Below are 20,792 nucleotides of genomic sequence, written 5' to 3' on the forward strand. Positions count from 1 at the left end.
TAGCGGCCAAGCCGATTAGGCGCGGAACATTACGCCCGGGATGACGCCACGACCGCGTTACTTCGCAGCAGGCCTTCGGTAGGTGTCAAAGCGGAACGGCATCCCCTTGGTCGAGATGTGCCAGCCGTCGGCAGGCTCGCTAGTGACCAACCAGTCGCCGTCGATGAGCGGTCCGCGGGTGTCTCCCTCAAGGGCTACATCAATGACCGTTACCTCAAGCCGATCGGCATGGGCCATGGCCTGTCGGTAGATTTCTCCGCCGCCGATGACCCAGATGTCTGCAGTGCTGTCGCCCCCTGTTGCCAGCTCGATGGCCTGCTCAAGGGAGTTTGCTACCTCTGCCCCGTCGGCTTGCCAATCGTCGCGGCGAGTAATCACGATGTTGCGGCGCCCGGCGAGGGGGCGAAACCGAGGCGGAAGGGAATCCCAGGTTTTGCGCCCCATAATCACCGGATGTCCGTGGGTGAGCTGCTTAAAGTGAGCGAGGTCTTCCGGCAGGTGCCATGGCATGACGCCGTCGCGGCCAATAATTCGGTCGCGGGCCTGCGCCCAGATCAGGGAGACGGTCATACCGCGACGCTGCCCTTGATCGCGGGGTGGTGCTGGTAGTCAATAACCTCGAAGTCTTCGTATTCGTACTCAAAAATGTTGTCCGGCGTGCGCAGCAGTTTGAGGGTTGGGTACGGGTAAGGGTCGCGGCTGAGCTGCTCGGCAACCTGTTCGCGGTGGTTGTCGTAGATGTGGCAGTCGCCGCCCGTCCAGATAAAGTCACCAACCTCAAGACCGGTCTGCGCCGCAACCATGTGCGTGAGCATGGCGTAGCTGGCAATGTTAAACGGAACCCCCAAGAACAGGTCTGCGCTGCGCTGGTACAGCTGGCAGGACAGTTTTCCGTCGGCAACATAAAACTGGAAAAATGCGTGGCAGGGGGCGAGGGCCATCTGCGGGATATCGGCAACGTTCCAGGCGGAAACGATAATTCGGCGGGAATCCGGATCGCTCGTAAGCTGCTCGATGACCTGCGAAATCTGGTCGATGTGCTCGCCGCTTGGCGTTGGCCATGAGCGCCACTGCACGCCGTAGACCGGGCCGAGGTCGCCGTTCTCATCGGCCCACTCGTCCCAGATGCGGACGCCATGTTCTTTCAGCCAGCCAACGTTGCTTTCGCCGCGCAAAAACCACAGCAGCTCGTAGGCCACCGATTTGAAGTGCACACGCTTGGTCGTCACAAGAGGAAAACCCTCCTGCAGGTTGAAGCGCATCTGAGCACCAAACACGCTGGTCGTGCCGGTTCCGGTGCGGTCGCCCTTGGCGGTTCCGGTCTCAAGCACGTGGCGGAGCAAGTCTTCGTACGGGGTGGCGATCGAGGTAGTCATCACCTTCGAGCGTAGGCGCTTTTTTGTCAAAATGCGATTGCGGCCTCTCCTGGGGCGCATTCTTGCTCGTGGGGCGCAATTAAGCGCACCCCACGAGCAAGAATGCGCCCCACGAGCGAGGGCAGCGCGAGGGCAGCGGCTAGGCCAGCGACTTGACCAGGGTTTCGAACTGGAGGGCCTGAGTGGGCGCGCCGAAGTCAGGATTATCGCTTGGAAACGGGGTCAGGATGCCAGTGCGCGCGTAGCCGCGCCGCTCATAGAAGGCGATGAGCTCGGCCCGAACATCAATGACCGTCATCTTCATCGAGGTTGCGCCCCACTCGCGCTTGACGAAGCTCTCGGCAACTTCCATGATCTGCTTTCCGGTTCCCCTGCCCTGCTCAGTTGGGCTCACGGCGAACATGCCGAGGTATCCAGTTCCTGGCTCGATCAGTTCAACGTGCACACAACCGATGAGCTTGGTGTCGCGTTCGGCGAGCAGGACGTTGCTGTGGTCTCGCTGCATATCGGCGAGCAGCACCTGCGGCGTGATTCGCTCGCCGTTGAGCAGGTCTGCTTCGGTTGTCCAGCCGGCGCGGCTTTCGTCTCCGCGATAGGCGGATGTGACAAGCCTCACAATGGCGGTGATGTCGTTGGTCGTTGCAACGCGGAACGTGGTCTGCTCGCGAGCCGACTTCTCGGGGGATTCAATCACAGGAATACGGTACCTCAGCAAACGGGTTCTTGCTCATCGGACCGCTGCCCCACCAACGTCTCGTTGGAGCCGCCGCGTCGAAGCGGCGTTGGTCAACACATCCACAACCAGATCCGCCTCGGCCGGTTCAAGGGGCCGCAACAGGCTCAACCGCACGGCCGACTGTGCGACCTCCCGGCTCAGCCCCATGGCAAGCAGAACGGGTGATGGCTCGTCGTGGCCAGCGGCACACGCAGAGCCGGAAGACGCCGCGATGCCGGCCGCGTCGAGGGCAACAACAATCGATTCGCCGCTCACCCCGGTAAAACACCACGAAGCGTGGCCAGGAAGCCTCGCGAAGGGGTCTCCGGTGAGCAGCGCATCCGGGACCGCCTTGCCAACCCGCTGCACGAGGGATGCTCGTGACTTGGCAAGTTCCTCACGATCCTGCTCGATGTCGGGGTTGCCAAGCAGCAGTTGCGCGGCTGCAGCAAATCCAACAATTCCTGCCACATGTTCGGTTCCTGACCGAGCCCCTCGCTCCTGCCCGCCGCCGTGAAGGACGGGCTCGATCGCGAGGCTTCTCCGACGGAAAAGCGCACCAACCCCCTTCGGCCCGCCGAGCTTATGCGCCGAGCAGCTGAGCGCGTCAACGCCGAGTTCCGCGGCGGAAACCGAGAGCGAGCCGACCGCTTGCACCGCATCGGTGTGCATAAGCGCGCCCCGCTCGTGAGCGACATCGGCGAGGGCGCGAATCGGCTGCACCGTTCCAACCTCGTTATTGGCGAGACCGATCGAAACAAGGCTGGTGTCGTCCCTCAGCGCCTCGGCGAGCGCATCCGGAGCCACCCTGCCAAAGTAATCGACCGGAACATACGACAGCTCAAAGCCGTGGAACCGTTCGAGATACCGGCACGATTCGATCACAGAGGGATGCTCGATAGCCGTCGTGACCAGGTGCCGGCCCCGTGGATTGGCAAGCGCGAGCCCCTTCACCGCGAGGTTATTGGCCTCCGTACCTCCTGAGGTAAAGACGATGTCGGATGGTCGTCCGCCGAGCAGCTGGGCGACGGTGGAACGCCCCCAGTCGACGGCATCCCTTGCCCGCTGGCCGGCCGCATGAACGCTCGACGCGTTGGCAAATTCCTCTGAGAGGTACGCCCACATGGCCCGAAGGACCTCGTCTGGCATCCGCGTTGTTGCCGCGTTATCGAGATACAGCACTAGGGCGCACCCGTAATCACGATGTCAAGCCCAAGGTCAAGTGCACGAGCGCTGTGTGTCAGAGCCCCGACCGAGATAACGTCGACGCCCGTTGCGGCAATCTCACCAACGGTCACAAGGTTCACGCCTCCGCTCGCCTCAACCAGCGCGCGCCCAGCGATCTGTGTCACCCCGGCGCGCAGATCCTCCAAGGAGAAATTGTCGAGCATGATCGTATCGATGCGAGCGGCGAGAACGGCCTCAACCTGGTCGAGCCGATCAACCTCGACCTCGATATGAGTGGTGTGACCAACGGATTGGCGGAGGCTGACCAGCGCCTCGGTGACGCCAAGCCCGCGTTGCTGCTGCAACACCGCGAGGTGATTATCTTTCACCATGACCGCATCGGAAAGCCCAAAACGGTGGTTCGATCCGCCGCCGCAGGCGACGGCGTATTTTTCGGCCGCCCGCAGACCTGGGGTGGTCTTTCGCGTGTCGGCGATGCGGGCCGCTGTGCCGGCGACCGCCGCAACGTAGGCGGATGTGAGCGTCGCCACTCCGCTCATCCGCTGCACAAAGTTCAGGCCAACGCGTTCTGCGGTGAGCAGCGGGCGGGCAGGGCCGCTGACCGTAGCCAGCACGTCCCCAGACGAGAAGGTGTCTCCATCCGCGACCAAACGTTCAACCAGGAGCGACTGATCGCAGAGCTCAAACGCCCGCGCAAAGACCGCGCCACCGCTCATGACTCCTGGCTCTCTCGCAACAAGCTGAGCTGAGGCCTGCGCCCCGACGGGGATCACGGCCTCAGCGGTGATGTCACCCCATGGTGCGTCTTCGCGCAGCGCCCGGTCGACGATCTCGGTAACGATGGTGGGGGTCAGCATTAGGCGCTCCTTGAGAGGTGGCGGTCGGCTCGGCTCAGCCGGTCGACACGATTGAGATCACACACGTTTCTGGTTGCCGGGTATGGTGCGGAGAATATGTAATTCCGGCTGAACGCCTTGGCCGGATCACTCTGCCGCGCGTCGGTGCGAAGGTGGGCACCTCGCGATTCATCCCGCTCGCTCGCCGCAACGGCAATAAGGTGGCCGAGGGTCGCGAGGTTCAGCAGTTCCATGGATGCCGTGGCTCCGGACACCCGGCCGGCCTGGTCCTGACCATGCTGGGACTCGATGCTCAGCGCGGCTGCCCATTCGCCGAGGCGCGTTGCCGCGCGGCCAAGGCCGTTGCCGTCCCGCGCCAGTCCGACCTCCGACCACATGAGCTCACGGACGTCACAGGCGGTTGGCTCCATGCCGAGGACTGCCGGCGGAAGCGCGCAGACCGATGCCGGTTCGCCACCGTCGAAATGATCGTCGCGATGGCCACCCGTTGCGGCGGCGACGCCAGCCCTCCTGCCGAAGACAACCGCTTCAAGGAGCGAATTAGACGCGAGCCGGTTGGCTCCGTGGACACCGGTATTTGCTGCCTCACCCGCCGCAAACAGGCCGGGAATGGAGGTGCGCCCGTCATGATCGGTGCGGATGCCTCCCATCCAATAGTGCGCGGCAGGGGTCACGGGAATAGGCTCACGCGCCCAGTCAAAACCGTTCTCCGCGCAGACACGGTTAATGGTGGGAAACCGAGTCGCCAGGTACGCAGCGGCCTTCGGCTCCCCGAGGCCAGGGGCACGAAGCATCACAGGGCGACCGCCCTGCTCTGCCATGACCGTCGCGATTGTGCGAGCCACAACATCCCGAGGCGCGAGTTCGGCGGCTGGGTGGGCATCAACCATAAAACGATGACCCCGCTCATCAACAAGGACTGCGCCTGCCCCGCGAACGGCTTCAGACACGAGAAAGTTTCCCTCCACGGCGAGGGCCGTCGGGTGAAACTGGTAAAACTCAAGATCGCAAAGGACGGCACCTGCCCTCGCCGCTGCCGCGACCCCGTCACCGGTTGCGATGGCTGGGTTGGTTGTGTGCGAGTAGAGCTGCCCTGCGCCGCCGGTTGCCAGCACAACGGCCGAGGCGTCGAGCACCTCGCGCGTTCCATCATCCGCAAGCAGCTCTACCCCAGCGGCACGGCCATCCTTCAGCCGAATATCAGCCACGTAGCGGTATTCGAGCACGCTCACCCTGCCCTCGCGGATGCGCTGCGCAAGAGCAGTCTCAATCACCGCCCCGGTTGCGTCGCCTCCGGCATGCACAATTCGATGCCGAGAGTGGGCCGCCTCAAGCCCGCGAGCGAGGTTTCCTGAGGCATCCCTGTCGAACGCAACACCGAGCCCGATGAGGTCGTGGATTCGCTGGGGCCCCTCGGCCGTGAGAACCCTTGCCGCTGATGCTCGCACCAGCCCGTTGCCCGCCGCGAGCGTGTCCATCAGGTGCCGTTCGGCCGAATCGTCGTCGCCGAGCGCAGCGGCAATACCGCCCTGTGCGGCGAACGTATTCGACATCTCAAGCGCGGCCTTCGTCACCATCGTGACGTCATCGAAGTCGGCAGCGGCAAGTGCTGCGGTGATTCCGGCAAGCCCGCTCCCAACGACGACAATCACGGCTTTGCCGCCAGCATCCGTTCGAGGGCAAGGAGCGAGCCCTCGCTCACGCTCTCGTCGACGCTGATACGGTTCACCACTTCGCCAGCGAGCAAACGCTCGAGCGTCCAAGCGAGGTATCCGGGGTGGATGCGGTACATCGTTGAGCACGGGCATACCACCGGGTCGAGGCAAAAGATGGTGTGCTGCGGATACTGCGTCGCGAGGCGCTGCACAAGGTTGATCTCGGTGCCAATCGCAAAGGTCGTGCCGTCGGGTGCCGCAGCGATTGCCTTCGTGATGTAGTCGGTCGAGCCGCTCTCGTCTGCGGCGTCAACAACATCCATAGGGCATTCTGGATGAACCACAACACGTACGCCCGGGTGCTCAGCCCTCGCTTGCTCAATCTGGGCCACGCTAAATCGCTTGTGGACCGAGCAGAACCCGTTCCAGAGAATAACCTTCGCCTCGTTGAGCTGTTGCTCGGTATTGCCTCCGAGTTCGCGGTTGGGGTTCCACATCGGCATCTGTTCGAGCGGAATTCCCATGGCCTTCGCCGTATTGCGGCCAAGATGCTGGTCGGGAAAAAACACCACCCGCTGACCGCGCTCGAATGCCCATTCCAGAACGGTATGCGCATTCGAGGAGGTGCAGACGATGCCCCCTCGCTTGCCGCAGAAATCTTTGATGGCGGCGGATGAGTTCATGTAGGTGACGGGGATAACTGGCACCCGACCCTGCTCGTCGGGCTCTGTCCCATAGAGAGCCTCGAGATCGGCCCAGCAGTCTTCGACCTGGTCAATGTTTGCCATATCGGCCATCGAGCAGCCTGCCGCGAGGTTTGGCAGGATAACTGCCTGCTGGGGCTTGGAGAGAATATCAGCGGTCTCCGCCATAAAGTGCACACCGCAGAAGATGATGGCTTCGGCCTGCGGTTGCGTGGTTGCTGCCCTGGCGAGCTGGAACGAGTCACCAACAAAGTCGGCAAATTTCACGACCTCGTCTCGCTGGTAAAAGTGCCCAAGAATCAGTACGCGGTCCCCGAGCGCCTGTTTGGCATCCCAAATGCGGCGTTCGAGTTCCGCCTCGGTCGCGACGGTGTATTCGTCTGGCAGTTTGCCCTGGCGCGGGGCACCAAGCGGGATGAGATCGGCGACGGATGCGCCAGGTCCGTATGTGGAGGCGGGGCGCTGGTCAATCGACCACGGGTCCCTCGCGAGATCGGTATCGCATGTGCTGACGCTCGGCGCGGCCCCCGCCGTCCGAAGATTGATCGGTCGGCCGCTGTGGCTGTCAGTGCGTGGTTCGTGAATGCTGCGAATCAGTTCGTCTACCGACGTCATGATGATCTCCTTGTATCGGATGCCGCGTGGTCGACATCACTGAAGCTGTACAGTTTTGCGGGGCGGTACCCGACGCCGGTCTCGACTCGACCGGTCTCGCGAAGATGCCCGCTCGCAAGCGCTTGGCGGCGGAAGTTGGCGGGATCTGATTGCTTGCCAAGGACCGCTTCGTAGACGACCCTGAGTTGCGCAAGGGTGAACGATTCGCCAAGAAACCGGTAGGCAACCGTTGAATACTCGGTCTTGTTGCGGAGCCTCCACAGCGCGTAGTTGACGATGTCAGCGTGATCAAACGCTAGGTCCGGCAGGCTGTCGGCGGAGAACCAAGCGACGTTACTGAGCTGTCCGTTCCCGAGCTGTCCGCTACTGCGCTGTGCCGCTGCTGGCTCCGAGACGGTTTGGACGCCGGTATCGCCGGCGATCTCGTCGTTTGTGAGCAGCGCCCAGTAGGCAATTGTGACAAGTCGTTGGTCGGAGGCCGACCGCTCCGGCTCGCCAAAGGCATACAGCTGTTCGAGGTAGCGCGGGCTGGCGCCTGTTGTGTCAGCAAGCGTGCGCCGCGAGGTATCCGAAAGTGATTCGTTCCAGGTGAGCGGCCCGCCGGGCAGGGCCCACTGCCCCCGAAACGGGTCTCTGGTTCGCCGGACGAGCGGCAGCCACAGGGTGATGTTGTGCGGCTCGCTTTCGGAGGGATGAGGATTGGCACCTTCAGCTGGCGGCCGCAGTGCAAACGCGACGGTTGATACGGCAACGCGCGGCGGAAGGAACCGACGCTCACTCACGTTTGCCGCTGCGTAATCCATGAAAACTCCCGCGTTTTGCGCGTCTTCAGCGAAAACGGCTACTTATAGTCAAGATGACTTTAAGTAGGGTACGCGCTTTTCTCCCCGCGCGCTACTCATCGTCGGTGTTGGCCACGAGTTGCCTGAGACCCACAAGGCCACGCGCCATGACACGGCGATGCGCCCACCGGAACAGCGGGTCAAGGAACCAGGCCGATACCACCATCCACCGCCGGGTTGCCACCACACACCAGGTGACTCGAACTCGCGTATGGTTCCCATCAACCGGCATGAGCTCAACACGCCCCTCGCCAACAAGATCGCCGGCGCTTGTCGCCACGAGCAGTTTCGGGGCCTCAACCACGGCAACCACCAACCGCTCTCGAAGCGTATAGCCAACGGGGCTTACGACCGAAAGCTGGGCCACAGCACCCTCGATCAACCCCGCCGGCCCGACCGAGAGCGTCACGCCCCGCCACCACGGCGTCAGATTCTCAGCTGGCCCCGTCGCAACCGCGCGCCAGACGCGATCTCGCGACGCATTCAACTCCCATTCGGTGACAAAACCATACTCGCGAGACATGCACAGAGCCTAACCCAAACCCTTTGGCAAAAAATACTCAACGTCACGTGTATTTCTACTGAAAAACCGGGAGTTTACGGGGTATGTTGTCTCATGTGAGTATCACGATCGACAGTAGGGGCGACTTCATCGTCACTCCGCCACCCCAGACTTCGCCACGGCTCAACACCTCCGCGCTCACCCACGAATGGGTTGCGGCTGAAATCACCGACGCGCAGGCGATGCTCGCACCTGACCACGGCATCCACCTCAGAACTCGACTCGCACCGCCACAGCTATGGGCGATCGGGCTTATCCTCTGCCCACTGACGGCACTCGCAGTCGCCGCGCTCGTGTGGGGCAAGACACCAATCGCCGTCGCTATCCCCGTGCTTGCCGCGTTCGCCGCCTACCTGTTTGCAGCCCTGACCGTCTGGCCCTATCGACCTCAGCGCAAGCGCTGGGTCATGCTCGCAACGTTTGCAGCTGAAAATGATGCAGCGATGACGCTCACGGCAGGCGGCAAACCATCCGCCGGCAGCCTATCCAACAGAACGTTTCACGGGCCCCTTCGGCTCGCAGGCTTCGAGAGCACGTTTGGGCGGCCGGTAGAAGCGTTCACCGCCAGTGGGTGGACGATAGTCACGATCCCCGTCACCTCGGCAATCCCCCACTTCGCGGTCAGCGCCAAATACAACGAGACAACCCTGCACCTTCGACGAGCACTCCCGCGATTTCAGGTCGCGGAGTCCGTCCCGTTTGATCGGTCGGCCGAAGCCGACGAAACGCGCTTCTCTCGCCTCGTTGAATTCGAACGCAGCCATACCCTCACCGTCGAGCGGGGCGGCGAGCCAACACCCGAACTGCCGATGTCGGCGGAAACCATCCTGTCGCCAACGGTCTCGACCAGCGCCACGCGGGCGCTCGACGTCGTCTCAGGCGGCCTTCTTGAGCTGTTGGCCGACCACGCCCCCGACTTTGATGTCGAATGTGTCGACGGAGTTGTCATATTTAACGCCCCGGTTCGCATCAACCTCGCCGAGGCCCCCTTCTGGAGGCTGGTCGGAAGGTTTGTGAGCGCGGTCGAGGCCATTGAACGACAGCCAATTCACCAGAATGACGATCATCAGCGCGGAATCGAACCCGACCACCGCTCGCCGCTCATGCGCGAACGATTCAGCGGCACGGTTACGGCCAGAGCGACAACCCCAGCGCTGCACGTGCGCGAACGCTGGTGGATCGTTCGGAGCGTTCCACTCCTCGGCTCCGCAGCGGTGCTCTCGCTCATCTACGCAAAAATAAGCACACTGCCATAAGAGAGAAATGCGTGCCGGAAGGACTACTTCGAGGGGGGATTGATGTAGCCCTCCCGGCACTGGCAGAACCGAATATCGTACGAACTCAACACGCTAGCTAGGGGCGCTAGCGTCCGGTATACCGCAGAGTCTTTCGGCCCAGCCGATGGCAATATTTCGGGTCTAGGGTCCCTCAATATGCCAAGTCTGATATCTAGTTATGAACGCTGAAGGGTCGTCGGCACATCAGCCTGAACACACAGGCTTCGCTAACAACGCCTTCAATAGATAAGACTCAAAGGCACCGAAAAACTTACGCGGTTTAGAAAAGAAATCTAAAAGTTTGCCACAATTCTTGAATTGAGGACGCAATTTGGCGTCCGCGCAGGCTCACCGCTGCCAACCGACGTCAGTGATGAGCGGCCAAACCTACGATTGCTACCGAGGGATCGGCGCAAAGGTGTAATCAACCACGAACTTTCCGTCAACCTGCTTCAGCACAACCGTCACTGCTGTTGTGCCATCGGTCAGAGAAAAGATGCGGGCCTTCGCGTCTGACTCGTTTGACCCCTGCTCGGTAAAGCCCTCGTCTTTCAGCTGCTGCAGGACGGCGTCCTGCGCGGCTGCATCGTCAACGAGCACAGAGGCCGACCATCCGGTGTCCCCCATCTTGTCAGCCGCAAACACGGTGCCGTCAGCGAGCGGGACCGTCGTTGGGAATGCCGAAGGCAGGTCAACTGCCGTGTAATTTGGGTCGCTGTCTTGCGTGCAACCGGTGAGCGCAGGGGCGAGCAGGAGTCCGCCAAGAATTGCGATCGAAACGGTCAACTTACGATTCAGCATTGCTGTCCTTCGGGGGTAGATGCGGCCAGTTGGGTGGCTAGTTAATGACGACAAACCGGTCGATCGCGTCGATCAGGCGACCGGTCAAACCTGGGTTTGAGTCTATGTCATTTCGCGCAATAAGTGCCGTGTCGGGGTGGTCGGTAATCAGGCCATCCACCTCATCCCGCAGCATCTGTCGCTGCGCAGCGGGTGCGTTTACCGTCCAGACAAAAACTCCTTTTCCGTTGGCCCGTGCGTCGTCGCGCAGGCCGCTTGTATACGAGGCCTCCTCGATAACCACAAAGTCAGCAGTGGTCGGCGGCAGGTTCACCCCTGCAAGCGCAAAGATGTACCCGGCATAGACGTCAGGACGAAGCTGTTTCAGCCGCTCAATTGCAGGCTTATCGAGCGAATGGAACATGTTGTTGTCCATCGCTTGCAACTCCTCGAGTTCGCCAATCAGCAGCTCAACCATGTCGGGGCTCTCCCCGCCGTGGGTTTTGATCTCAATAAGGAGCGGCATGCCGAGTTCCTGCGCACGAACGACATAATCGCGAAGTGACGGAATGACCGCGGAATGGCCGGCAAGGTCTGTCACGGTCAGCGCGGTGAGCTCCTCAAGGGTGAGATCGGCAACCGCGAGGTCCTGCCCTGTGAGCCGTTGTAGGTTGACGTCGTGCATGACCACAAACTGGTTATCTTTGGTCTGCAACACGTCCATCTCGGTGAGATCGGCTCCAGCCTCGGCCGCAGCCTCCAACCCGGGAATCGTGTTTTCCACGCCACCGCCGCTAAACCCCCTGTGGCCAAGGATGAGCGTGTCTGGATGCGCTTCCAACGCTTCCATGACGGGATAGTTGACAATTGACAGGCCGGCAACGAGCGTCACAAGGGTTGCTCCAGCGAGCAGAGCCGGCCTGCGAAAGTCCTGGTTCGAGGCAACATTCGACTCAGGCTCGATTGGCGCAATGCCAGCGGGGCCCTTCCAATCTGTGCCAACGCGGTAGAGCTTGACCGTTGTTGAGACGAGTGCTGCGGTTGTCGCGCCAACCAAAAGAAACGTGAGGACCTGAGCGATTGCAAGACTGACAGAGGCGACCGCGGGGGCGGCAGCTGGCCACACCGCGTCGGCAAGCGCCGTCGGGAGCAGACTCAGCGCAAGCGTGGCTGAGATCAACACGGTACTCAGCAGGATAATCGCCGAAACAGTCACGATGATCGGGAGGGTAATCCCTTTTGTCATTCGCCAGCTTGTACGAAGAGGGCGAGCCTCTCCGGCAACAAAGGCGGGGATCGTCAGCACAAGTCGCGCGTTCACAAGCGCAAGTCCAAGTAGAAACAGGACGTACAGGATCGTTCCGGTTGTTGATTTAAGGAGCTCCCCCGAAACAAACGACGGCACCGCGATAGCCTGCGTGAGAACCGAGGCAAAGCCAAAGTTTCCGAGCGGGAGCACAACAAGCAAATAACCAACAAGCCAGGCAGAACGCGGCCTGAGCAGCAATCGTCCAAGGGCCTTCGCATCCGCCAGCAGCCCGGCAACCGTCACAGGGAGTCCAGACTGCAGCCGTGTGCTCATCAGCACAAGGGCCGCAAGCTGAAATGACAGGGCTATAAAGGCCACAACAACAACGGCGATGAGCAACACAACGGAGGTTGGCGTCGAGGCAAGGGTGATGACGCTCGACATTTCGAGGCCTCTCAGCCCAGCTGCGCCGACGGCAGACCGAAACAGCCAGCGGATGAGCGGAAGGGCAATCACGGCGACGGCCCCCTGCAGCACCGTGATAGCGGCGATGTAGACCAAACTGTTACTCACCAGTTGCTTCCAGGCGCTTGCGAGCAGAGCGGGCACGAGGGTCCAACGCGTGGCGAAACGTGTCACGGAGCGAACTACTTTCTGACCACAATCTCGGGTCGGCACTTCGGCGGGCTCGGAAGAAAGCGGGGGGCGAATTCAGCCGAGTAGGCCAAGTTCGATGGCGAGCGTCACCGCCCTGGTGCGATCGCCAACCCCTAGTTTCTCAAAGATCCGCACCAAGTGGGTTTTCACCGTCGCCTCAGAGATGAACAGCTCCGCGGCAATCTGACCGTTGGTGTATCCCCGAGACACGAGCGTGAGCACCTCCCGCTCCCTCGGACTGAGCGTTGGCGCATCCGCAGATGGCTGCGTTGCGGCGCGCATCCTTGTCACTAGCGCCTCGGCTATGGCTGGGGCAAGCACCGTGCCGCCAGTCGCGACCGAGCGCACGCCAGAGACGATCTCGTTCTCTGGCGAAGCCTTGAGCAAGTACCCGTTTGCTCCGGCCTCAATTGCGGCAAGAATGTTGTCGTCGCTTTCGTAGGTGGTGAGGATAAGCACCCTCGTTTGTGGATGCGCGGCACAAATTTGCGCCGTCGCTTGGACGCCGTCGCCGCCCGGCATCCTCAAATCCATGAGCACAACCTGAATGGGGTTGCCGTCGCGCTGCGCTTCAGCAACCCTGACAACGGCCTCAGGGCCGCTCCCTGCTTCGCCAACAACCGTAATGTCTGGCTGCCCAAGCAGCGTCGCCACAATGCCGGCGCGAACGATGGGGTGATCGTCAACAACCAAGACTCGGATGTTGCCACTCATTCGGGTGCTCCTTCTGTTTCGGCGGTGGGTTGTGACACATTCGGAAGGCTCACCGTCAATACCGCACCGTGGCCACGAAGGGTATCCGTTGCAGACTCTCCGTTCGCGAGGGTTAACGCGCCACCAACGAGCGCGAGCCGGTCGCGCATCCCGGCGAGGCCAAACTGGCCACCGTCGCCTTCCGGGTTAAACCCGCCGAGTGGCTGCTCGCCAAGCCCAATCCCGTTGTCGGTCAGGGTCAGTCGCACAAACGATTCGGTTGCACGTTCGGAATCCTTGCCCAACGTGAGACTCACCTTCACCGTCGTCGCCCTCGCATGTTTACGCACGTTTGCGAGGCCCTCCTGCACGCAGCGCAGCACCACGACCTCGTTGGCCCTGCTGAGCGCCGCCGACGCCTCCGCCTCGCATTCGACAGCAACCTGGATGCCGGTCTCTTTTGCGAAGCGGTCGGCAAGGCGTTGAACGGTTTCCGCAAACGAGCCGCCAGCGGAAGCAAGCGACGAGGTGGTGGCAACCATTGCCCGTGTCTCGGTCAGGGCCTCTGCAGAGCTCGACTCGACAAGCCGGATCAACTCGATGCTGCGATCTCTCACCGTGCTCGGTTCAAGCGTTTCAAGCTGTTTTTCGGTCTGCCTCGACAGCAGCACAACGCCTGTGAGGGTTTGCGCCACCGTATCGTGCAGGTCCCTCGACAGGTGGGCGCGCTCCGCATCGGCCCCAGCGGCCCGGTTCAGCGCCGCAATCTGGTCCTGCTGCTGCCTAAGCTCGTCAAGCAATCGGGCATTTTCAGCGCCCTGCGTTGCGATGGTGGTAATCCACAGGCCCATCGCAAGGCTGAACGCATACGATGCACCCACGATTGCCCAACCGACCCAAACCCAGTCGGGATCGTTATGTCCGAGGACGGCCGCGAGACCGATCACAAACGACCCGACCCCGGTCATCACGACCGCCTGACGCAGCGTGCGACTGGTTGACCACATCAGCGGGTAAAAGATTACTTGCACCGATAACAGATTTGGGTTGAGCGAGACGATGCCAGCGGAGAGCGCGATGAGGACAAGCTGCGACGTCCACGAGCCGCTCATCCCGTCAAGGTGTCGCCTGGCAATCAACGCGTAGTAGAGAATGATCCCGCAGAGCAGCAAAACGGTGGCTGCCACGTTCACCTCGGTGGTCAGCCAGCCGACTCCGTCCGACTCAACGGTCAAGAGGGCAAGCACTCCGAGCACGGCGCTCGCGCCAACCACCGCAATGGTCCAGCCGTTTTCCTGGGTGAGCTTGCCCAACCGGGCTGGGCCGAAAGCCTGTCGGAGAGGCCATCGCGCCCGCTTACCGGATGCTTCGGCCAATGCGCCACGCTCCGAGGCCAACGCAGACCACTCCGATGATTCCCATAACCGCGATCATAACGCCGTTGCTGAGGTCGACGTCCCCAACGGAGCCGTGGATGCCAAAGTAGGTTTGCAACTCGGTAATCGCCTCGGCATTGCCTGAAGTGACCTGATCGAGCGAGTCCTTGGTGAACGGCTGGCGCAGCAGCATCGCAGATTGCGCAAAGGGAAGTGCGTTGATCACGTTCGCGACACCGCTTGGAAGCGAGCCAACGGGGATGTAGGCACCCGCAAGGAAGCCGAGCGCCGTTCCTGTGATGGTCGCAACCGCGGTAAACGAACCGCTCGATTTGATAAAAGTAGCAACGAGCGCCGACATGGTCGAGAACACCGCGCAGGACAGCACGACGTATCCAAGAACGGAAAGCAGTTGTTCGCCGCCAAGGGCACCGCCGTTTGCCGCGAGTACGCCCTGACCAACCGCGGCAATAATAACGGTCATGATGACCGAAATCGTGAACGCCGAAATGAGGTAGCCAAACGTCAGCTGCAGGCGGCTAATAGGCGAGACCAGGAAGTCATTGAAGCGTTGGGTCGTTTTGTCTTCGATGAACACGTTCATGCCAGACAACCCCGTGGTGAGCGACGTGATCATGATGACCCCCGCGAACACCCACGTCGTCACAAACAGGCTCACCTGATCGTCGGTCGCGTGCGAGAACTGAGCGGTCAGGCTATCCGCGATCTGCGACCCCAAGAAGAAGGTGTATAGCAGCAGGAGAATGAGCGAGGACAGCAGGGACAGAAAGACGCCCATCCGGTCGCGGAAGAAGATGCTGAGGTTTCGTTTGGCGAGGATCAAGACCATGTTCATGCTGCGCTCTCTTCTGCGAGATTCTGGTTATGGGTGCCAGGAACGCTAGAGGCGTCCTCGCCGAGGGTCGAGGCATCCGCCCCGGTGACCGCAAGAAATACGTCATCCATCGTTCCGTGCCTGAACTCAAAGTCACGAACAGTGTCGCCAAGCTTGTTCAGAAGACCAAGGGCCGCTGCGCTCGATTCAACGGGGAGCTGTAGGGCGTCACCTGACACTCGGTACTCGATGTTGTGCGCGCTGCACCACTCCACCGTGCTCGCGATGGATTCTGGCGTCACCGTGAGAATGCTGCTGCTGTAGCGGCTGCGAAGGGCGGCCGCGGTTCCACGCACCGCGATCGTGCCGCTCTTGATGATGCAGACCTCATCGGATTTTTCGGTTTCTTCCATGTAGTGCGTGGTGAGAAACACCGTGATGCCCTGCGTGGCACGCAGGGTGTCGATTGCTTCCCACACCTGCTCTCGACTCTGCGGGTCGAGGCCAGTTGTCGGCTCGTCAAGAAACAGGATAGAAGGATTATGAATGAGCGCCCGCGCGATATCTGCCCGGCGTTTCTGCCCGCCTGAGAGCTTTCCGTATGGCCGGTCGAGCACCTCTTCAAGGCCGATGAGCGTCGTCAACTCGGCGATGCGGGCCTTTGCCTCGCCAGCGGGGATGCCGTAGAAGCTCGCCCTGACACGAAGGTTTTCGATAACCGTGAGCAGTGGATCGAGCACGGAGTTCTGAAAGACCACGCCAATTTGGCGGCGGATGGTCGCGTTACCGGCATCCCTCGACCCCTTGCCAACACGCTGGCCGAGGACTTCGATCTGGCCGGAGTCGAATTCGAGCAGTGTGGTAATGCAGCTAATTGTTGTGCTCTTGCCGGCACCGTTTGTGCCAAGAAACGCAAAAACGGTGCCCGGCAGCACGTCAAAGGAGACGTCGTTTACTGCGGTCACGTCGCGGTAGGTCTTTGTGAGATTTCGAACCGAAATCGCAGGGGAAGTTGTCATACTTCAAGTTTGGCCGACCGACAGTGGCCCGAGTAGCCACAGTCGGTTGACACCGTGTCAACCGATCGATGGACACGACACATCGTGGCACCGGCCCCGCCCATCCCACGCGTGTTGGTGGCGCTCCGCGGAACGGCTATCCGCCGAGGTTGGCGAGCAGCCTTGCGGTCACCTCGTGTCCACCAGACTCGGCAATTGACCGCACGCTCTTGCCCGTCGCGTCAGTTGTGTTCACCGGAGCGCCAGCCCGTAACGCCAGCGCCGCCAGATCGGGGTCCCCTGTCAGCGCCGCCTGCACAAGAAGGGCGGGAGCGTCAGCTGCGGCGGCAGGGGCATCCACCGCGCGCGTCAGGATCTGTGCCTGCCGGCTCAGACCGTACCGATTGGCCAGCATCACCGGGGTCTCGCCGGTACCAACCGTAGGAATAGTGAGGTCTGAGCCTGCGGCGACGAGCACCCATACGGTGTCCTGGTAGGCCTCGACCTGATCTGGCTTTGCGTAGATCAGCGCCTCGTGCAGGGCAACGTAGCCGGGAAAGTTCACGTGATCGAGCGAGACGCCGGCTTGGATCAGCCGACCAACAACGGCGGCATGTCCGCGCTCGGCCGCTCGAATGAGGCCAGTACCGTTATACGAATCGAGGCTCGTCACATCTGCGCCGTTCGCGAGCGTGAGGTCAAGCAGCTCGGCGTAGCCCTCACTTGTTGCGACAAGGTAGGCGCTCTGCACGGTTGCATCTTTTGCGTTGACATTTGCGCCGGCTCTGATGAGTTCCTGCGCTTCTGCAACGTCGTTCGCCCAGGCCGAAGCGATCAGCCGCGTATCCAGCTCGGTCTGCGGCAGCCCAATCAGATCCTGACGAACCGGCGGCTCGGCGGGCGTTGGGGCAGGCGTCGCAACCGCCGCAGGTGTTGGGCTCCCCGTTGTAGCGCTCGGGGTTGGGAGCGGCGGCTCAGGGGCGCATCCGGTCGCCAAAAACGCTAGGACAGCCAGCATTCCCATCGAGGTCACAGCACGTTTCGTGAAACTCATGACACGGCCTTTCAGATAGCGGCACTTATTGCGCCCGTTGATTTCGGATGATGCCGCGCTGCGTTGCGACGGCGATGGCCGCCCCTCGCCCGTCGACACCAAGTTTTTCGTAAACATGCGCAAGATGCGTCTTCACGGTGGCTTCGCTGATAAACAGTTGCCTGCTAAGTTCTTTATTCCCGACGCCAGACGCGAGCAATTCAAGAATCTGCGCCTCCCGAGGAGTCAGGGTCAGTTGAGGGCGTTGCAGCTGTTCAAGGATGCGCGACGCAACCGGTGGCGACAGCACGCGTTCGCCCCTGGCGCCCGCACGGACGGCAGCGTAGATCTCAGCGGGGGCCGCATCTTTTAGGACGTATCCGATTGCCCCAGCGTCAACCGCGCGAACGATATCGGCGTCGGTGTCATACGTGGTGAAGACCAGGGCCTGGATGCCAGGCCACTCGCCGCGCAGGCGCTGGATGGTTTCGATTCCGCCCATCCCCTCGCCCATCGCAAGGTCGACCACGACCAAGTCGGGAGCAAGCCGACCGACGGAGGCAAGACATTCCTCGCCAGTTGAGGCCTCACCAACAACACGGATATCGTGCTGCGTCTCGAGAATTATCCTGAGGCCTGCCCTCACCACGGCATGGTCATCAACAAGCATCACGCGAATCATGGTTCCTCCACCGTTCGTGGCAGATGGGCCGCGACGGCAGTGCCCTCGCCAGGCGCGCTCTCAACGCTCAGCACACCGCCGAGGCCCGCAACGCGCTGCGCCATTGCCCTGAGCCCGTAACCGCCGTCTGCTGATGGCTCGCTCGTCGCGCTCGGATCAAACCCAATCCCGTCATCGCGAATATCAAGACCAAGATAGTCGGGCAAGAAGGTGAGGGTCACCCTGGTCTGCGCTGCGGAGGCGTGGCGTCGAACATTCTCGAGGGCGCTCTGCGTCACACGCAAGACGGCGTGTGTGGTGTCTGCGTCGAGCGCATAGGGCTGCCCCTCAACAACACATTCGGCACCGGGCAAATCGTGGGTCAGGTTTCGGATCGCCGCAACAAGGCTGATCCCGTCGAGCCGAGGGGACCCAAGTTGGTGCACAAGATTGCGCGTCTCCGCGAGGTTCGCCCGGACCGCCTCGGTGGCGGCGTTGATGCTGAGCGCGGCTCGTTCGGCAGGTCCGTCGAGCGACTGCGCTGCGGCCTCCATCATGAGCAGCGAACTCGTGAGCCCCTGGGTAACGGTGTCGTGGAGCTCGTGCGACAGCCGCTCGCGCTCGGCGAGCACACCGGCCCGACGCTCGGCCTGCGCCAGCTGCTGCTGCGCCTCAACCAGGTCGGCGATGAGTCGCTGCTGACGGTCGTTGTCCTGCTCAATCCGGCTAAACACGGAGTTCACGAGCACCGCAACAACAAGGATGCCAATGGCCACCGTGAGATCGAATGAACCCGACAGTCGCATGAGCCCGTACCCGGTCATGATGGCAACCCCGGCGATGCACACCAGAGACCACGGCGACGCGAGCCGGAACCGGCAAATTAAAGAACAGCGAAAAGGCGCACCACCAGAAGCTTGGGGCGATCACAACGAGTGGCGCCCACAGGACCAACACCGCGACGGTCATCCCTGCGGTGGCAGATGTTGGGACCACCAGGCTCACGGCAAACGTGATAATCAGTGACGCACTCAGGGCGGCAACCCACAGCCAGCGGTCGCCAAGCCCGTGGCTCAGCAGGTATCGCGTCGCGGATGCGATCACGAGCAACACAAACGCTGCGTTAATCAGCGGATCGAGCGGAATCGAGGGGCTGCCCTTCTGGCGCCGGAGCGCTGCGACAAGATTCATTCGGCTGCTCCTCTCTTGCCCGCAGAATACCCGGATGATTGTGGCGGTTTGCACGGCACCCAGCCTACGGAGGCGAGTTGGGGAAGACATCAGCCAATCGGATGATGTCTGGAGTGAGGATCACGCCGCGCTCCGCATTCACGCAGCGCCCAGCAGCGCCCAGCAGCCACGCAGCGCCCAGCAGTCACGCCGCGCCCAAGAGTCACGCCGCATCGCACTGACAGCGTTTTCACAGGCAAAAACTTAGCCAACTATTGATTCGATCGCTCAGGCCTGCTATTCTCTTTATAAGTTGTGAATGACTCGCGCCCATTTCTCGGGAGCGCTTGAGTCAGAGCAGCACTTTACGAAGCATCTACTACTCCGATGCGGTGCGCACAACGAATTCAGAAATACAGAAGAAAGCTTTGCAATGTCCAATTTAACACTCAACCAAATCGAACTACCCACCCAATTACCCGAACTCATCGATGAGTACGTCGACGTGAAGATCAAGAGCGACCTCTACCGATTCACAACCGTGAGTCCTGATGTCTGGCTTGTCCACAAGCCAGGCCGCCCAAACTACCGAGGAACCCTCGCGAAGCGCGGTCAGCTCTTTGATTACCACACGCGGGCACGCAACGGAAAAGGCTACGCCTCGACCATCCCTGCCGCCCCGCTCGACGCAATCCTCGAAGCGATCTAGCCACAACTCAACACCCTCGGAGGAGCCCTCCGAGCATCGCAGCGCCCGTCGCAGCAGCCACGAAGATCCCGCACGCAGCCCATGCTGCTGGCGGGCCGAGAACCGTGGATGCAGTGGCGGGCGCTGCGCGTGTTGTGTCAGGCTGGGATCGCTCACCCAGCACGAACAGGGAACGTGTCGCCGGATGGCGGCTCCAGCCGTCAGAGGTTGCCAGCGTGTGCCCGGCCAACCGGAACCTAGCAGCCAAGCAGCCGAGCAACCGAGAACCTAGCAGCCGAGGAGGAACCGTGCACATAGTGATCGACCAGTCGTCGGCCGTTCCACCGTTTGAACAGCTCAGGGAGCAGGTCATCGCTCAGGTTTCGAGCGGCGACCTCGCCGCGGAAACCAAACTGCCAACCGTACGGAAACTCGCCGCAGACCTTGGAATCGCCCCAAACACCGTCGCGAAGGCATACCGAGAGTTGGAGTCGGCAGGCATCGTTGAAACACGCGGGCGCAATGGCACGTTTGTGTCAACGCACGGCGACCCCGCACACCGGGCCGCGCAACGCGCAGCCGCCGACTATGCGAGCAGCATCCGCAGGCTCGGGATACCAACTGACGAGGCCATCTCGCTAGTAACGGCTGTACTCACCGAACGCTAATCCCTCACGCGCCACGACCCCGCGCCGGCGAGGCGAGCATAATGTTGCGCGGCGGTAACGGCCGGGTCACGCAACTTTCTCCGCGCATCCGAAACGCCCTTCCCAAGGGAGGCATCCGAGCGGCTTTATGCAGACTGCCTAGCGTTCACGCCGGCAAACAGGCATTCCGCACACTGCGCGACAAACGGCTCAC

The 20,792-nt window shown here is 61.7% G+C and carries 22 protein-coding genes; 3 read left to right on the plus strand and 19 right to left on the minus strand.

The annotated features are described in order from the left end of the window. Window positions 1-57 precede the first annotated feature (57 nt). The 9 genes from FHX76_RS11050 to FHX76_RS11090 all read right to left on the minus strand — a co-directional run bounded on the left by FHX76_RS11050 (window position 58) and on the right by FHX76_RS11090 (window position 8,475). The gene (locus FHX76_RS11050) at window positions 58-570 is read right to left on the minus strand and encodes a dihydrofolate reductase (RefSeq protein ID WP_167150742.1); all 513 of its coding nucleotides are present in this window, start codon (window positions 568-570) and stop codon (window positions 58-60) included. Beyond that, window positions 567-1,376 (minus strand): thymidylate synthase, encoded by an 810-nt coding sequence (locus FHX76_RS11055; RefSeq protein WP_167150743.1) that lies wholly within the window; start codon window positions 1,374-1,376, stop codon window positions 567-569. Before FHX76_RS11055 ends, FHX76_RS11050 begins: the two co-directional genes overlap by 4 nt. Window positions 1,377-1,515: 139 nt before the next feature. After that, window positions 1,516-2,070 (minus strand): GNAT family N-acetyltransferase, encoded by a 555-nt coding sequence (locus tag FHX76_RS16580; RefSeq protein ID WP_341777933.1) that lies wholly within the window; start codon window positions 2,068-2,070, stop codon window positions 1,516-1,518. A 33-nt stretch (window positions 2,071-2,103) separates the two neighbouring features. Then, window positions 2,104-3,273 carry a cysteine desulfurase family protein gene (locus FHX76_RS11065; RefSeq protein WP_341777934.1) on the minus strand — a complete coding sequence of 390 codons (1,170 nt, stop codon included), beginning with the start codon at window positions 3,271-3,273 and terminating at the stop codon, window positions 2,104-2,106. Continuing rightward, the gene (gene nadC, locus FHX76_RS11070; protein WP_167150744.1) at window positions 3,273-4,136 is read right to left on the minus strand and encodes a carboxylating nicotinate-nucleotide diphosphorylase; all 864 of its coding nucleotides are present in this window, start codon (window positions 4,134-4,136) and stop codon (window positions 3,273-3,275) included. Before nadC ends, FHX76_RS11065 begins: the two co-directional genes overlap by 1 nt. After that, the gene (gene nadB / locus FHX76_RS11075; protein WP_167150745.1) at window positions 4,136-5,788 is read right to left on the minus strand and encodes an L-aspartate oxidase; all 1,653 of its coding nucleotides are present in this window, start codon (window positions 5,786-5,788) and stop codon (window positions 4,136-4,138) included. Before nadB ends, nadC begins: the two co-directional genes overlap by 1 nt. Next, window positions 5,785-7,110, minus strand: a complete 1,326-nt coding sequence (gene nadA, locus FHX76_RS11080; protein ID WP_167150746.1) for a quinolinate synthase NadA — start codon at window positions 7,108-7,110, stop codon at window positions 5,785-5,787. Before nadA ends, nadB begins: the two co-directional genes overlap by 4 nt. After that, window positions 7,107-7,913, minus strand: coding sequence for an NUDIX hydrolase (locus tag FHX76_RS11085; RefSeq protein ID WP_167150747.1), 807 nt, complete (start codon window positions 7,911-7,913; stop codon window positions 7,107-7,109). Before FHX76_RS11085 ends, nadA begins: the two co-directional genes overlap by 4 nt. A gap of 91 nt (window positions 7,914-8,004) precedes the next feature. After that, entirely contained in the window at window positions 8,005-8,475 is a 471-nt protein-coding gene (locus FHX76_RS11090) for an SRPBCC family protein (protein ID WP_167150748.1), read from the minus strand. Between the two features lie 95 nt (window positions 8,476-8,570). Between FHX76_RS11090 and FHX76_RS11095 the strand changes: the two genes are divergently transcribed. Continuing rightward, entirely contained in the window at window positions 8,571-9,770 is a 1,200-nt protein-coding gene (locus FHX76_RS11095) for a hypothetical protein (RefSeq protein WP_167150749.1), read from the plus strand. A 417-nt stretch (window positions 9,771-10,187) separates the two neighbouring features. On the opposite strand, the gene FHX76_RS11100 is transcribed toward FHX76_RS11095, so the two are convergent. The 10 genes from FHX76_RS11100 to FHX76_RS11145 all read right to left on the minus strand — a co-directional run bounded on the left by FHX76_RS11100 (window position 10,188) and on the right by FHX76_RS11145 (window position 19,264). After that, a complete protein-coding gene (locus FHX76_RS11100; protein ID WP_167150750.1) occupies window positions 10,188-10,592 on the minus strand; it encodes a hypothetical protein in 405 nt (134 codons plus the stop codon). 37 nt (window positions 10,593-10,629) lie between these two features. After that, window positions 10,630-12,459, minus strand: coding sequence for a glycerophosphoryl diester phosphodiesterase membrane domain-containing protein (locus tag FHX76_RS11105; protein ID WP_167150751.1), 1,830 nt, complete (start codon window positions 12,457-12,459; stop codon window positions 10,630-10,632). Between the two features lie 72 nt (window positions 12,460-12,531). Then, the gene (locus tag FHX76_RS11110) at window positions 12,532-13,191 is read right to left on the minus strand and encodes a response regulator (protein ID WP_167150752.1); all 660 of its coding nucleotides are present in this window, start codon (window positions 13,189-13,191) and stop codon (window positions 12,532-12,534) included. Further along, window positions 13,188-14,483 carry a sensor histidine kinase gene (locus tag FHX76_RS11115; RefSeq protein WP_167150753.1) on the minus strand — a complete coding sequence of 432 codons (1,296 nt, stop codon included), beginning with the start codon at window positions 14,481-14,483 and terminating at the stop codon, window positions 13,188-13,190. The genes FHX76_RS11110 and FHX76_RS11115 overlap by 4 nt, the downstream gene beginning before the upstream one ends. 43 nt (window positions 14,484-14,526) lie before the next feature. Beyond that, entirely contained in the window at window positions 14,527-15,402 is an 876-nt protein-coding gene (locus tag FHX76_RS11120; RefSeq protein WP_167150754.1) for an ABC transporter permease, read from the minus strand. Then, window positions 15,399-16,400, minus strand: coding sequence for an ABC transporter ATP-binding protein (locus FHX76_RS11125; protein WP_167150755.1), 1,002 nt, complete (start codon window positions 16,398-16,400; stop codon window positions 15,399-15,401). Before FHX76_RS11125 ends, FHX76_RS11120 begins: the two co-directional genes overlap by 4 nt. 136 nt (window positions 16,401-16,536) lie before the next feature. After that, window positions 16,537-17,433 carry an ankyrin repeat domain-containing protein gene (locus tag FHX76_RS11130; RefSeq protein ID WP_167150756.1) on the minus strand — a complete coding sequence of 299 codons (897 nt, stop codon included), beginning with the start codon at window positions 17,431-17,433 and terminating at the stop codon, window positions 16,537-16,539. A gap of 25 nt (window positions 17,434-17,458) precedes the next feature. Further along, the gene (locus tag FHX76_RS11135) at window positions 17,459-18,094 is read right to left on the minus strand and encodes a response regulator (RefSeq protein WP_167150757.1); all 636 of its coding nucleotides are present in this window, start codon (window positions 18,092-18,094) and stop codon (window positions 17,459-17,461) included. Then, entirely contained in the window at window positions 18,091-18,897 is an 807-nt protein-coding gene (locus FHX76_RS11140; RefSeq protein WP_167150758.1) for a sensor histidine kinase, read from the minus strand. The genes FHX76_RS11135 and FHX76_RS11140 overlap by 4 nt, the downstream gene beginning before the upstream one ends. Next, the gene (locus tag FHX76_RS11145; protein WP_167150759.1) at window positions 18,800-19,264 is read right to left on the minus strand and encodes a hypothetical protein; all 465 of its coding nucleotides are present in this window, start codon (window positions 19,262-19,264) and stop codon (window positions 18,800-18,802) included. The genes FHX76_RS11140 and FHX76_RS11145 overlap by 98 nt, the downstream gene beginning before the upstream one ends. A 412-nt stretch (window positions 19,265-19,676) precedes the next feature. Between FHX76_RS11145 and FHX76_RS11150 the strand changes: the two genes are divergently transcribed. Beyond that, complete coding sequence (locus FHX76_RS11150) at window positions 19,677-19,952, plus strand: hypothetical protein (protein WP_167150760.1); 276 nt, start codon at window positions 19,677-19,679, stop codon at window positions 19,950-19,952. Between the two features lie 287 nt (window positions 19,953-20,239). After that, a complete protein-coding gene (locus tag FHX76_RS11155) occupies window positions 20,240-20,599 on the plus strand; it encodes a GntR family transcriptional regulator (protein ID WP_167150761.1) in 360 nt (119 codons plus the stop codon). Window positions 20,600-20,792: the final 193 nt, after the last annotated feature.

The organism is Lysinibacter cavernae, assembly GCF_011758565.1.
GTDB classification, from domain to species: domain Bacteria; phylum Actinomycetota; class Actinomycetes; order Actinomycetales; family Microbacteriaceae; genus Lysinibacter; species Lysinibacter cavernae.